Source organism: Roseibium sp. (assembly GCF_039982295.1).
In the GTDB taxonomy this organism is placed as follows: domain Bacteria; phylum Pseudomonadota; class Alphaproteobacteria; order Rhizobiales; family Stappiaceae; genus Roseibium.
The window spans coordinates 1-13554 of sequence record NZ_JBDWYP010000017.1; the positions used below are offsets into that span (position 1 = coordinate 1).

Sequence of the window (13554 nt, forward strand, 5' to 3'; positions counted from 1 at the left end):
GACCACCGGTTTATCAAGAAGCTGACAAGGCCGATGATGGGCTTCAAGGACTTCCATTCAGCAAGTGCGACGCTGGACGGAGTTGAAACAGCGCACATGATCCGAAAGGGGCAGCTGAACCGGCCGGGTGTACCTGCTTACAGACAGTTCATCGAGCTCGCAGGATAACTGTGTCAAGACAAAGCCATAGCAATGGCTGAAACAAAAGTTTGCGACACTACCATCCCGAATAGACCTGATTCACTCGAATGGCGCAATATCGTGTGGAAACGGACCGCATGACGTGGTCAATGGGGCAAGTCACCATGCCTTCCCCCGCTCTCCAGCAAAACGCCAAATTCACCAGCCAATGAAGTCAGATGGGTAAGCGTCCCATCTGAGATCTGCGTACCGCTGAGACGCATCAGCCTCGCGATCAATCGCAGTGCGGCGTCGAAGTGTCCTTCGACCAGCGCCAAGTTGATACACATGGCGACATCTGTCGGGATGTTGCGGGAAGGGCCCAGCAAAGTTGCCTCTCAATCGTTCATGTTGGGAGGCAACGCCCTGGTGGCCGGGTGTTCGAAACCTAGCTCAACGTTAGGCACGTCGCTTTTAGACCGGGGTCTTGGACATAACAGACGTCACCCGGCCATAGGCCGAGTTGAGCAGAGGTTTCGACGCCTCACTTCGCGGACTGACACGAAGCGGTGCGAGTGTGGCTAATTCTATGAGAGATTTCAATGGCAAATATTGCAGCCTACGGCTGGCCACTTGCATCTGCTCAATTGTGTCAGGACGTCTTTGGATCTTCGCCGATCAGTGATCAGCCCCGAATTCTTTGAGAAGCGCTTTAATCTCGGCGGTCTGTTTGACCCTTCAAGCAAGAGCGTGTCCACGACCCTGTCGGTTGACGGCCTTCCCTCGTTCAATGTGACCTTTTTGAACCAGTGGCTGCAAAATTTTACTCATTTGAGCTGGCATCAACGAGACATCCCTCATCATATTACTGCGTCGCAGCACACGCCTAGGTGTTTGGTCCAATTCTCGTTAAAATTGAGAACGTGTGTAATATCTAGTACACAGCTGGTGCGCCGAATTCCTTAACAGGTGTTAACACTTAGGCGCAATCAACAGTCCGGCAGAGAGACAAACAGTGGCCCACCCGATGTAGTTCAATTTGATTTCAACTGTTGACGCCTGTCCAAGTGAATTCCTGTTTTGCAGGCTATTCGATTTCAGCAAAAGTTGCAGAACCAAGTGCCCGCGTTCCGGCGCTGTTTCCCACTCTCGTCCAACAACAGCAAGAGGTAGCCATGGTGGCCGTCAAGGATGGTGAAAGCCGTCGCAGGCTGATCGCCGGACTGGAGGATTCGTTCGGGCGCGCGATCCTGTCGGCTTTGTGTGAACAGGACGTCGTTGAAATCATGCTCAACCCGGACGGACGACTTTTTGTCGAGCGCGTGGGCAGGGGCATGGAGCCCTCCGGCGAGATGACGCCCCATGACGCCCAGATCATCATCGGCAAGGTCGCTCATGCGCTTGGAACGGAAATCAACGGCGACAAGCCAATCATTTCCGGCGAACTTCCCATCGGAGGTCATCGTTTCGAGGGCCTGTTGCCGCCTGTCGTTTCCAAACCGTCCTTCACGATTCGGAAGAAGGCATCGCTGCTCATCCCGCTGTCGCGCTATGTCGAAGATGGCGTGATGACGGAAACGCAGGCCGCGATTATTCGCGAAGCGGCGGCGAAGCGGAAGAACATTCTGGTTTCGGGCGGCACTGGCACGGGTAAAACGACCCTGACGAACTCCATCATTGCAGAAATGGTTTCTGTTTCTCCGGATCACCGACTTGTCATTCTGGAAGACACCGCAGAAATCCAGTGCGCGGCCAAAAACGCCGTGATCCTGCGCACGTCCGATAACGTGGACATGCAGCGCCTTTTGAAATCTACCATGCGTTTGCGCCCCGACCGGATCATCGTCGGCGAGGTGCGCGACGGCGCTGCGCTCACACTGCTCAAGGCCTGGAACACCGGTCACCCTGGCGGTATTGCGACTGTACACTCCGACAATGCCTTTACTGCACTGACACGCCTCGAGCAGCTGATTGCGGAAGTTTCTCCAGCACCTATGGCACAGGTGATTGCAGAAGCTGTCGATCTGGTTGTCTCGATCGAGCGCTCTCCCGAACACGGGCGCATTGTAAGAGACATTGTAACCGTCTCCGGGTTCCGGGCCGGCGCATATGACGTCCATTCAGCCGTATCACCTCAGTTCCACAATGACGTTTCCAACGAAAGGCAAGGGAACCTTCATGTCGCGTAATTCTGCTTTTTTTCTCGCCCTCGCTGGAGCCGCGCTTTTCTTTATTGAGCCAGCCTTGGCCTCGGGCGGCGGTGCGCTTCCCTGGGAAGCGCCTCTTCAGCAGATCCAGGCCTCCATCAATGGTCCGGTTGCCGGCGCTGTGGGCCTGATCGCAGTCGCGATCGCCGGCGGCATGCTGATCTTCGGCGGTGAGCTCAACGACTTCGCCCGTCGCATGGCCTATGTCGTCCTTGTTCTCGGCGTTTTGCTCGGGGCATCGACGATTGTCGGCTTATTTGGATCCTCTGGCGCTTCCATCGGCATTTCTCCTGAAGCTTTGGCGGAAACCGGGGAACCGGCTCATGGCTGACGCGCCGGGCCTCAACAGGGCGCGCATACACCGTGCTCTTTCGCGCCCGACACTACTGTTCGGAGCGGACCGGGAGTTGGTGCTCGTGACCGGTCTGGCCTCAGCCATATTGATATTCGTGATCCTGAAGCCCTATGCCGCTGTGCTTGGCATAGCGATCTGGATCGTGATCGTTGGCGTGCTGCGGATGATGGCAAGAGCGGACCCTCGGATGAGAACCGTCTATCTGCGGCACATCAAATATCGCGCCTACTACCTGCCGACTTCCACGCCCTGGCGGACATACTGACCATGGTTGCTCTCAAAAAATTCCGGCACATGGGACCGTCCTTTTCCGATCTGCTGCCCTATGCGGCTTTGGTTGACGACGGCATCGTGCTTCTCAAAGACGGGGGCCTGATGGCCGGCTGGTATTTTGCCGGCCCGGACAGCGAGAGCTCAACCGCGTTTGAGCGCAACGAAGTCACCAGGCAGATCAATTCCATTCTGGCCCGCCTTGGCAATGGCTGGATGATCCAGATGGAAGCTGTCCGGATTCCGTCAACCGGGTATCCGGACAAGGAGAGCTCGCATTTTCCTGATCCCGTCACAGCCTTGATCGATGATGAAAGACGGCATCGGTTCGAAGCCGGAGAAGGGCATTTTGAGAGCCAACACGCAATCATTTTGACCTACCGACCACCGGAGAAGAACAAGTCCAAGCTGGTCAAATACATCTATTCGGACGAAGCCAGTCGCAACACGTCCTTTGCGTCCCGCTTGCTTGAGACCTTCAAGACGACCCTTCGTGAATTTGAACAATATATGGCAAATGTCGTCTCGATCCGCCGCATGCGGACACAGACGTTGCCGGAACGGAACGGAGAAAGACACGGCCGCTACGATGATCTTTTCCAGTTCACTCGTTTCGCTCTGGTCGGTGAAAACCATCCGATCCGCCTGCCTGACATTGCGATGTATCTCGATCATCTGGTGACCGCAGAATTCCACCACGGTCTGAATCCCATGATCGACGGTCGCTATGTCGGTGTGATCGCGATCGACGGCTTTCCGTCCGAAAGCTGGCCCGGCATCCTGAATGCACTGGATCTGATGCCGATCACTTATCGCTGGTCAAGCCGGTTCATTTTCCTCGACCCGATCGAGGCACGCTCGGTGTTGGAAAAGACCCGAAAGAAGTGGCTGCAGAAAGTGCGGCCATTGATGGATCAGCTCTTCAAAACCAATTCAGGATCGCTCGATCAGGACGCCATGCTCATGGTCGGGGAAGCTGAGGACGCCATTGCGGAGGCAAATTCGCAACTGGTCGCCTTCGGCCACTATGCGCCTGTCATCGTTCTCTTCGATACAGATCAGGACCAGCTTCAGGAGAAGTGCGAACTGGTTCGCAACGTCGTCAAGAACGAAGGGTTCGGCGGGCGCATCGAAACGCTCAACACGACCGAAGCGTTCCTGGGAAGCTTGCCGGGCGTTTCTTATGCGAATGTTCGCGAGCCGCTGATAAGCACGCGTAACCTTGCAGACCTTGCTCCGCTCAACTCTGTATGGGCTGGAGCCGAAGAATGCCCGTGTCCGTTCTATCCTGCGGGATCGCCATCGCTCATGCAGGTGGCCTCCGGCTCAACGCCGTTTCGCTTCAATCTTCATGTGGGTGATCTGGGGCACACGCTCATGCTCGGGCCGACGGGGTCTGGCAAATCAACGCTTCTGGCACTGATCGTTGCCCAGTTCTTTCGATACCTGGATGCGCAAGTGTTCGTCTTCGACAAGGGCCGGTCGATGTATCCACTCACGTTGGCCGTTGGCGCAGATCACTATGACATCGGCAAGTCCGACACTTTGGCATTTGCGCCGCTTTCTTCACTTGAAGACGATACCGACAAGGCATTCGCGTCGGAATGGCTGGAAACCCTGATCGAGCTGCAAGGTGTGAAGGTGTTGCCGGAACATCGTAACGCCATCACGACGCAGATCGAGTTGATGTCAAAATCACAGCGCAGGTCTCTGACCGACTTTGTATCAGGCGTTCAGAACCGAGACATCAAGGATGCGCTGCAATACTACACAGTAGACGGCCCCATGGGAGCTCTGCTGGATGCCGAAGAAGACGGTCTGGCGCTCTCCAGGTTCCAGACCTTCGAGATCGATGAACTGATGAACATGGGCGACCGGAACCTGATCCCGGTCCTGCTTTATCTGTTCCGCCGGATCGAAAAACGCCTGACTGGTGCACCGAGCCTACTCGTTCTAGATGAGGCCTGGCTGATGCTGGGCCATCCCGTTTTCCGGGACAAGATCCGGGAATGGCTGAAGGTGCTGCGCAAGGCCAATTGCGCAGTCGTGCTAGCAACGCAGTCGATTTCTGACGCTGACCGTTCTGGCATCATCGACGTTTTGAAAGAAAGCTGCCCGACAAAGATTTGCCTGCCAAATGGCGAGGCGCGAATTTCCGGCACCCGCGAGTTTTATGAAAAACTCGGCTTCAACGACCAGCAGATTGAAATCATCGCGTCAGCCATCGCGAAGCGCGAGTACTACGTCACCTCTCCAGATGGACGACGGCTATTCGACATGGCGCTTGGTCCAATCACTCTGTCGTTTGTCGGGGCATCGGGCAAGGAAGATCTGAAACGGATTGAAGGCCTTCACCTTCAATACGGCGACAAATGGCCCGCCGAATGGCTCAAGCAAAGAGGAATCGAAAATGCCGAACAGCTTCTCGGCTAAGTCGCTCGCCAGCGTTCTTTATTTGGTTGGTCTGGCCGGACCGGCCATCGCGGGCGGCGGGCCCGCAGCCGGGCCGGCAACTGAATTCACTCAGATGCTGAACAACGCAGAGCTGATTACGATCAGCGGACAAAGTGCCGAACAAATCGCCAATCAGGTGGATCAGATCAACAATCAGGTTCAGATGATCCAAAATCAGATCAGCATCTATGAAAACATGTTGCAGAACACGTTGTCATTGCCTGACCAGGTCTGGGGTCAAGTCGAGCAGAACCTTGGTGAGCTACAAGGGCTGGTGCAGCAAGGTCAGGCAATGGCCTTCTCAATGGGGAACCTCGATGAGGTGCTAAAACAGCGGTTCCAAAGTTACACGGACTTTGCAACCAACGGCCTGCCAACCGGACAATCGTTTTCAACGATGTATCAATCCTGGTCCGAGACGAACCGGGACACCATCGCCTCAACGCTGAAAGCGGCCGGTTACACCTCTGACCAGTTCGCGATCGAAGAGGACACTCTACGCCAGCTCCGTCAGCACTCCGAGACCGCTGTGGGACAAAAACAGGCCCTGCAAGTCGGTCACGAGATCGCAACACAGCAGGTAGAACAGATGCAAAAGCTGCGCGGCCTGGTCTCCCAACAAATGACCATGATGGGCACCTGGTACCAAGCCGAACAGACCGAGGGCGACCTTGCGCAATCCAAAAGGGAAAAGTTCTTCGGAGCGACAAAACCCGCCACCAGCGGCGGTGACGAACTCAGTGTGGATTTTTAGAAAATGACCAAGACCTATCTGTTTTTACTTCTCGCTCTCCTTCTGATGGGATTGTGGTCGGCGTCCTATTACTTCGTTGAATCCACCGCAGAAACACAAAAGAAGTTCTTTCAGGCGGAACCGAAGGATTACCCGACAAGTGGCGGCGATGAAATCAGCGTGGATTTCGGAAAATGAGACTAAAGCGTCAGGCGATCTCAGCCTTTTCGCCATTTTTCTTATTGCTTTTGGGGGAACCCGTTCTTGCGGCCGACGGCGCTGTATTAGACACCCTGAAAGATCAGGTTATCTCCGCGGCGAAAGGTTGGGAAGGAACAGTTACGAACGCAGCACAATCGCTGTTCTGGGTCCTCGCCGGCATAGAATTCGGAATTGCTGCGGTTTGGCTTGGCATTCAGGCGGCAGCTCTTGAGACATGGGTAAGCGAGCTGGTCCGGCGGATTATGTTCATCGGTTTCTTCGCGTTCGTTTTGACCCAAGGCCCCCAGTTTGCTCAGGCTGTCGTAGATAGTCTCTTTCAGATCGGTGCTGGTGGTGGATCAGCTTCTCCGGCAAATATTTTCAATGCCGGGATAGAAGTCGCCGCAAATCTATCTCAAAATGCTCAGTTTGGTATTTTTGAAGACAATGGACTGGCCATTGCGGCGGTTCTTGCAATGGTCGTGGTTGTTGTCTGTTTCTCCCTCGTGGCCGCCATCTTCATTGCGGTGTGGATCGAAATGTACATTGGCCTATTGGCAGGCATCATCATGCTTGGTTTGGGCGGCTCATCCTTCACCAAAGACTTTGCCATCAAGTACCTGGTCTATGCGTTCTCAGTGGGTATGAAACTCATGGCACTCGTGATGATCGCTCGTATAGGCTCCCAGGTTTTGACTGGTCTGTCGAACAGCTCGACGGCCGATGACCAATTCCTGGCAACGCTGACGATTGCAGGTGTGTCAGTCGTTGTCTTCCTGATCTCTCTGTATGTGCCTCAAATCTTGCAAGGGGTCGTGCAAGGGGTATCCACCAGCAATGGCATGGAAGTTATTCGATCTGGCACACAGACCGCCGGCTATGGCGCGACTTCTGCCGCAACTGCGGCCGGTGGTGCTATCGGAGCTGCGCAATTGGCCGCCGGAGCGAAAGGGGCTTTTGACGCTGCTCGGCACGACGGCGCCTCCATAGGGGGATCGGCTACAAAGGCCGCTATGGCTCCGTTCGCTGCCGCCGCATCGGCCGCCGCTGACAAACTCACCGGTGCGCCAGGAGCAAACAGCGCCTCAACCTTGGGGCTGGTGAACCACAAGCTAAAAGAAGCAAACGCCAAGGCTTCAACGGCGGCGGCGAGCAAAAACAACGCCTAATCCGGCGGATATAATCATAAAACTTAGGGCGATAATGGCTAAGCGCACTCCCGTTGATAATCCCTACATTGCCGCACGCATGGAATGGAACGAGCGTTACGGCTCTTATATCCGTACCGCCCGCCTCTGGCAGGGCGTCGGCCTTCTCTCGCTGGCAATGGCGACAATTGGCTTTGGTTTCGCACTCTACCAGAGCACTCAAGTTAAACTCGTCCCTTATATCGTCGAGGTAGACAAACTCGGCACGCCAGCGATCGGCGGCTTCCCTGCCCAGATCGAATATGCGGACGAGCGCGTTGTTCGGGCAATGCTCGGCGGCTGGCTCGCCAGCTTCCGCTCTGTCACACCAGACACGGTTGTCGCCAAGGGCTACATCGATCGCGTCTATGCAATGCTCCGACAGACGGATGTTGCCACTCAAAAGATAAATGACTTCTACAGGATCAACTCTCCGTTCGAACGGGCGCAATCACGTACCGTGTCCGTTGAAGTCACGAGCATCGTGCCCCTCTCCAACCAGTCCTATCAGATCGACTGGACCGAAATCGAACGAGACCGGAAGGGCAAGGAAGTTGAAGCAAAACGTTGGCGCGGAGTGGCAAGCGTCACGCTTTCGCCTCCACAAGACGAAGCCATCATCCGGCTCAATCCAATCGGCCTTTATCTCAAGGACTTCGATTGGACCGCTCAATTGTAAGCAATTCACACGCTCAGAGAGTTAAGAGTTATGTTTCAGAAAGTTAGACTGTACGCGAGCGTGTGCATGTTCGCGGCCGCCATCAGCACCCTACCGGTTCAAGCCTTGGCTGCGGACTACACGGCAAAGGAGCTGCGCGCCCTCGGACTTTCGAACGACTGGCGTAACGGCCGCGGCGTCGTCACAAAAGGTCCGGACGGCAAGGTGGTCTATCTCTACGGCCATGTGCAGCCAACTGTAGTTTGTGCTCCCCTGCAAGTTTGCGACGTTGAGCTGCAACCCGGGGAAGCCGTTCGCAACGTCATGGTTGGGGACACAGTTCGATGGAAAGTCGATCCCGCAACGTCCGGAGGACCGGCTGGCAACACGGTTCACCTGATTATCAAGCCGACTGAACCCGGCCTCGTCACTTCTATGGTCGTGACGACATCGCGGCGCACGTATCAGATCAAGCTTCAAAGCGACAATCACCGCTATATGGCGCGTGTCGGTTTCGATTACCCCGAAGACATCCAGGCCAAGTTCGAAGCCGCAAATCGTCAGATTGAAGCGCGCATCATCCCTGGTGCCGGTGTTCCGGCCGAAAACCTGGACTTCAGGTATCACATTCACGGACAAGCCCGCTGGCGACCGACACGGGTCTACTCGGACGGGATCAAAACCTACATCCAGTTTCCGTCGGGGATGGCATCTGGCGATGCCCCCGTTCTTTTCATCACCTCCGGGGGACAAAACCAGATCGTCAATTATCGCCTCAAGGGAAGTCTCATGATCGTGGATTACACGATCGACCAGGCAGCTTTGGTGTCCGGTGTTGGCCACAGCCAGCAAAAAGTTCGCATCAACAGGGGAGGCTGATCATGCTGTACTCTCGGCGCTCATTTCTAAATGCATTCTTCATTGCGGCACTCGGAGCACCCACGGCTGGCTGCATGACGCAAAGAGGCTGGTTCAACCCGACAACAAGTGTTGATGCGGCCAATCTGTCACCCGCCGCAGCGAGCATCGTCGCCGGCGACATGATTGCGAAACTCTCAGAACATGTCGGGATGGGAACCGGAACCATCTTCCTCGAAACCGACAATTCAGAGTTTGGTTTGGCGATCGAAAGCTCATTGCGCGGATGGGGCTACGCCGTCGCTGAGGCTGATCAGAAGCCGACGGAAGATACAGTCATTCCCCTTGCTTACACGGTTGGCTCCGATGCCGGCCAGATCTTCGTTCGCATCACCACGCCAACCGTCGAACTGGCCCGGACCTATCAGGCTACAGCGGAAGGCGCGGCTCCGACGAGCCCGGTCTCCGTGCTGACACGAACCGCTTAGGAGACAGCACGCATGAGCAACTCTGGATCCAATGCCCATCTGGCCGGCGGCGCTTTGAACGAACAAGATGAAGCCCCCAAAATCCGCCGCCTCAACAAACTGCCTATCGTCCTGTTCGTGGGCCTTTTGATCGTGTTCGGTGTCGTGATTATTTATGGTCTTGCGACACGTGGCATCAATTCGAACGACTTCATCGCTGAAGACGAAGGCGGCGCGCCGGCCAGCGGATTTGCAGACCAGCTCAAGGCGGGGATCAGCAATGGCATCATTGATCCTTCCGGACAACCAGATGTGTCGGTTCAACCCAAACCGGTAAGAAATGCTATTCCAGAGCAGCCACAACAGACATCGCCTTTTAGCAATCCATTCCAGGAAGAGCCTGCCAGCACAAGCAAAACCGCTGCTCCTCAGGAGGAAGCCTCACCGGACTGGAAGATCCAGCTGGACCAGCGTTTTGAAGAACAACAATTGCAGGAACTTCAGCGCCAGCGCATGAAGCGCCTGCAATCCATAGACGCTGCCCGCGACAGCCCCATCACGGTGAACATCAGCAAACTGCAAGAACAAGAGCAGGGCACACAAGAGAACCAAAACCGCAACGCAGCCTTTACCCGCAGCCAATCTTCTCCCGATCTCCTGTCCGCGGCCCTGCAAGCTGCACAGGGCGGTCTGGCAAATCTCGATCCAAACGGTCAAAGGGGCAAACAAGGTTTCTTCAATCAGGACATTTCCGAAGCCGGATATCTTGCAAACCGTGTTGTCCCGCAGCGCTCACCCTATGAGTTGAAGCGTGGATCCGTGATCCCAGCGACGCTCATCACCGGAATCAATTCAGACCTTCCCGGCCGGATCACCGGCCAGGTCAGACAAAATATCTATGACAGTGCAACCGGCCATCTGCTTTTGATCCCTCAAGGAACCAAGCTGTTCGGTCGGTACGATTCTGACGTTTCGTTCGGTCAAAACCGGGTTCTGGTGGTCTGGACTGATATCATCTTTCCAGATGGAGCCACCTTGCAAATCGGTTCTATGGGAGGTGTTGATGTGGAAGGCTTCGGCGGGTTCAAAGACAAGGTGAACCGTCACTACCTGCGCACTTTTGGATCGGCCGCACTGCTTGCGGTGATCGGCGCCGGTATTGATATGGCCGTCCCGGAAAGCTCAACACTTTCCAACCAGGAAACAGCGTCAGATGCCGCTCGCCGCAACTTCGCTGAAGTGTTCGGCCGGGTTGCCGAACAAACTATCAGCAAGAACCTTGATGTTCAGCCGACCATAGAAATCCGGCCGGGATACCAATTCAACATCCTCGTTGATCAGGACATCATCTTTCCGGGAGCCTATCGATGACCCAGATCTGCAATCGCCTTGTCCATTCGCTCACAGTCCTTGCTGCCGCTCTCACGTTGACCGGCTGCCTGGTTCCGGAAACAATTGACGCTGATGTTGCAATCAACGGCTATTCCTACGAGATGAATGTGTCTAGTCGATTGGGCTACGCTCGAGCGCTCCAGGTCTTGGCGGATGGCAAGACACTGTCTGAGAAAGACGAAGCCGAGCTACGCTCGGAAGAACGCAAGTCCGAGGGCATGCCAGGCTTTCAGACGTTCAAATATGTTGGAGACGGTCGATACGATCTGGTGATCCAACTTGACGGTTCATTAGCCGAAAACGGAACGGCTATCGGCATTCCAAACACGAAGACAAAAAGCCGGAAAAACAATTTCTTAACGATCCAGCGAACTGAAGATGGCCTGATGACGATCAGCTCTCCCCAGATTGGCGACGAGATGCGCAAACAGCTTGAATCATTCGGGATCGTTCCCAAAGGCAACGTCCAAGTAACGGTCAAATCTGGCAAGGTCTTAGACCACAATGCAAAAAATCAGTCTGGATTTTTCGGAACCTTTGTTGGATCGGATCCCGAATATTCCTGGGACATTCTCAGTTGGGCCGATCGAATATTCATCTCGATTGACCCAAATGGATAGGTTGCAAGCCATATCAAAGGAGGCTATGTACGTGTGTGACCCATTGATTTAGGTCACACAAGAACCTATGTTGTGGCTATCGAATCGGAGCGATTGCCATGAAGCAGACATTCAACAGCCTCTTTGACATGATGGAAGCCTTCCCGGATGAGCAGTCAGCGATTGACCACCTTCGCGCCATTCGCTGGGGCTCCGATAACGAGAACGCCTATTGCCCGCACTGCGGCTCCGCCCGCGTCAACCACTTCTCGAATGGCAAAGACCACAAGTGTGCAGATTGCCGTAAGCGGTTCTCGATCAAGGTCGGCACGATCTTTGAAGATTCCAAAATTCCGCTTCGTAAGTGGTTCATGGCTATCTGGCTTATCACTTCACACAAGAAAGGCATTGCTAGCACGACGCTCGCTCGCGATATCAAGGTGACGCAGAAAACAGCGTGGTTCATGCTGCATCGTTTGCGTCATGCATCCCGCACAAAATCCTTCAACCCCCTCTTAAAGGCACTGTAGAGGTCGATGAGACTTTCCACGGCAAAGACCAGAACAAACACGCGAACGCCCGCAAGGGTCAGCGTGGCCCGTCAGGAAAGCCGGTCGTATGGGGCGCGTTGGAACGCAATGGCGAATTCCGCGCCCTCCATCTTTCGACGCTTAAGGGCTTCAAGGGCGCTGAAGAAGCCAACGTTGCCAAAGGCTCAATTGTTCTGACCGACGAGTATCGTGGCTATCAGGGCTTGTCCAAGGTCTACTACCACAAGATCGTCAATCATTCGTCCGGCGAATACGTGAAGAGCTGCTACTTTCATATCAACAGCATCGAAGGCGCATGGTCGCACATCAAGCGACAGATTTATGGCATTCACCACTGGATTTCAGACAAGCACCTTGGCCGCTATCTTTCGGAAATGACATGGCGCTACAATCGCCGCGAAATGGAAGAACGCGACCGCTTGAATGAGCTTCTTGGCCGGGTTGCAGGTCGGCTCATGTACATGGAATTGATCGCATGACAGATGGTAAGAAACGCGAAGACCCGTTGAAATTGGACATGGGCTTTGACGAGGCGATTAAGCGCTTCGCGCAAACCGACAAGGCGGAACTAGACGAACAAATAAAACCGCCACTGGCGACTCACCGTGGCACTCTTCGGATCGGCCAAATGGAAATCCCGTGCGCCGTTCTAAAGGACGGACGGCGCGTATTGTCCGAAAACGGTATTGCAAATGCACTTGGTGGCCGCAGCGGTGCCGCCAAGAGGCTAAAAACCGAAGCCGAAAAGACTGGGGCCCATATGCCTGTATTTTTGGCGTCACAGAGCTTAAAATCCTTTATTCCCGGTGACTTATGGGATGGGCCCCTAATGCCAATAATCTATAAGTCTGGCGATACCGTCGTCGAAGGATACCCAGCAGAAGCGCTACCTGAAATCTGCAATATTTGGCTCAACGCTCGACAAGCGGGTGTTCTAAATCCTCAGCAAAGAGATAGGGCCCAAGCGGCGGAAATCCTTATTCGCGGACTAGCCGAGGTCGGCATCATCGCTCTGGTCGATGAGGCAACCGGCTACCAGAACACCCGTGATCGTGAAGCCCTCCAAGCGATCCTTGATAAATACCTACGTAAAGAATTTGCCGCATGGGCAAAACGCTTCCCCGACGAGTTCTATCGGGAGATATTCCGTCTTCGTGGCTGGGATTGGAACGCCATGTCGGTCGCACGTCCCGGCGTTGTCGGCAAATATACGAATGACATTGTATACGAACGCTTAGCGCCGGGCATCCTTGACGAATTACAGCACCGGAATCCAGTTCTTGAAAGCGGTCACAGAAAAGCGCAGCACCATCGACTTTTAACGGATGATATTGGGCATCCGGCGCTCGCGCAGCACTTACGAGCTATGTCTGAATCTGGTGTCCGGGCGATTTGAATGACGGCGGTGCATCTGGTTGGATTGGTGTTGCTACACACCCAACCAACCATTTTAGGACGCACCACCATGGACGAAGCTACCATCATCGATTTTACCCGTCGAG

17 protein-coding genes are annotated in these 13554 nt (G+C 54.7%); 16 read left to right on the top strand and 1 reads right to left on the bottom strand.

The window, feature by feature from the left end:
• On the top strand, positions 1-168 hold a 168-nt coding region (locus ABJZ52_RS03170; RefSeq protein ID WP_348190108.1), incomplete at its 5' end, for a DDE-type integrase/transposase/recombinase.
• Positions 169-287: 119 nt separating this feature from the next.
• Here ABJZ52_RS03170 and ABJZ52_RS03175 read toward each other — a convergent pair.
• The gene (locus tag ABJZ52_RS03175; RefSeq protein WP_348187048.1) at positions 288-509 is read right to left on the bottom strand and encodes a hypothetical protein; all 222 of its coding nucleotides are present in this window, start codon (positions 507-509) and stop codon (positions 288-290) included.
• A 786-nt stretch (positions 510-1295) separates the two neighbouring features.
• Here ABJZ52_RS03175 and trbB point away from each other — a divergent pair.
• The 15 genes from trbB to ABJZ52_RS03250 all read left to right on the top strand — a co-directional run bounded on the left by trbB (position 1296) and on the right by ABJZ52_RS03250 (position 13448).
• Entirely contained in the window at positions 1296-2309 is a 1014-nt protein-coding gene (trbB, locus tag ABJZ52_RS03180) for a P-type conjugative transfer ATPase TrbB (protein WP_348187046.1), read from the top strand.
• Positions 2299-2658 carry a TrbC/VirB2 family protein gene (locus ABJZ52_RS03185; protein ID WP_348187044.1) on the top strand — a complete coding sequence of 120 codons (360 nt, stop codon included), beginning with the start codon at positions 2299-2301 and terminating at the stop codon, positions 2656-2658. The genes trbB and ABJZ52_RS03185 overlap by 11 nt, the downstream gene beginning before the upstream one ends.
• A complete protein-coding gene (locus ABJZ52_RS03190; protein ID WP_348187042.1) occupies positions 2651-2947 on the top strand; it encodes a conjugal transfer protein TrbD in 297 nt (98 codons plus the stop codon). Before ABJZ52_RS03185 ends, ABJZ52_RS03190 begins: the two co-directional genes overlap by 8 nt.
• Positions 2948-2949: 2 nt before the next feature.
• The gene (locus ABJZ52_RS03195) at positions 2950-5385 is read left to right on the top strand and encodes a conjugal transfer protein TrbE (protein ID WP_348187040.1); all 2436 of its coding nucleotides are present in this window, start codon (positions 2950-2952) and stop codon (positions 5383-5385) included.
• Positions 5363-6160 carry a P-type conjugative transfer protein TrbJ gene (gene trbJ / locus ABJZ52_RS03200; protein ID WP_348187038.1) on the top strand — a complete coding sequence of 266 codons (798 nt, stop codon included), beginning with the start codon at positions 5363-5365 and terminating at the stop codon, positions 6158-6160. Before ABJZ52_RS03195 ends, trbJ begins: the two co-directional genes overlap by 23 nt.
• Before the next feature lie 3 nt (positions 6161-6163).
• Positions 6164-6337 carry a hypothetical protein gene (locus tag ABJZ52_RS03205; RefSeq protein ID WP_348187036.1) on the top strand — a complete coding sequence of 58 codons (174 nt, stop codon included), beginning with the start codon at positions 6164-6166 and terminating at the stop codon, positions 6335-6337.
• Positions 6334-7509: a P-type conjugative transfer protein TrbL gene (trbL, locus tag ABJZ52_RS03210; RefSeq protein ID WP_348187034.1), complete on the top strand. Its 1176-nt coding sequence runs from the start codon at positions 6334-6336 to the stop codon at positions 7507-7509. Before ABJZ52_RS03205 ends, trbL begins: the two co-directional genes overlap by 4 nt.
• 34 nt (positions 7510-7543) lie before the next feature.
• The gene (gene trbF, locus ABJZ52_RS03215; RefSeq protein WP_348187032.1) at positions 7544-8206 is read left to right on the top strand and encodes a conjugal transfer protein TrbF; all 663 of its coding nucleotides are present in this window, start codon (positions 7544-7546) and stop codon (positions 8204-8206) included.
• 66 nt (positions 8207-8272) lie between these two features.
• Entirely contained in the window at positions 8273-9064 is a 792-nt protein-coding gene (gene trbG / locus ABJZ52_RS03220; protein WP_348190096.1) for a P-type conjugative transfer protein TrbG, read from the top strand.
• 2 nt (positions 9065-9066) lie between these two features.
• Entirely contained in the window at positions 9067-9531 is a 465-nt protein-coding gene (locus tag ABJZ52_RS03225) for a conjugal transfer protein TrbH (protein ID WP_348190098.1), read from the top strand.
• Between the two features lie 12 nt (positions 9532-9543).
• A complete protein-coding gene (gene trbI, locus ABJZ52_RS03230) occupies positions 9544-10881 on the top strand; it encodes an IncP-type conjugal transfer protein TrbI (RefSeq protein ID WP_348187026.1) in 1338 nt (445 codons plus the stop codon).
• Complete coding sequence (locus ABJZ52_RS03235) at positions 10878-11522, top strand: hypothetical protein (RefSeq protein WP_348190100.1); 645 nt, start codon at positions 10878-10880, stop codon at positions 11520-11522. Before trbI ends, ABJZ52_RS03235 begins: the two co-directional genes overlap by 4 nt.
• 98 nt (positions 11523-11620) lie before the next feature.
• Entirely contained in the window at positions 11621-12031 is a 411-nt protein-coding gene (locus tag ABJZ52_RS03240; RefSeq protein WP_348190102.1) for an IS1595 family transposase, read from the top strand.
• Entirely contained in the window at positions 11959-12531 is a 573-nt protein-coding gene (locus ABJZ52_RS03245; RefSeq protein ID WP_348190104.1) for an IS1595 family transposase, read from the top strand. The genes ABJZ52_RS03240 and ABJZ52_RS03245 overlap by 73 nt, the downstream gene beginning before the upstream one ends.
• A complete protein-coding gene (locus tag ABJZ52_RS03250) occupies positions 12528-13448 on the top strand; it encodes a P63C domain-containing protein (protein ID WP_348190106.1) in 921 nt (306 codons plus the stop codon). Before ABJZ52_RS03245 ends, ABJZ52_RS03250 begins: the two co-directional genes overlap by 4 nt.
• Positions 13449-13554 lie beyond the last annotated feature (106 nt).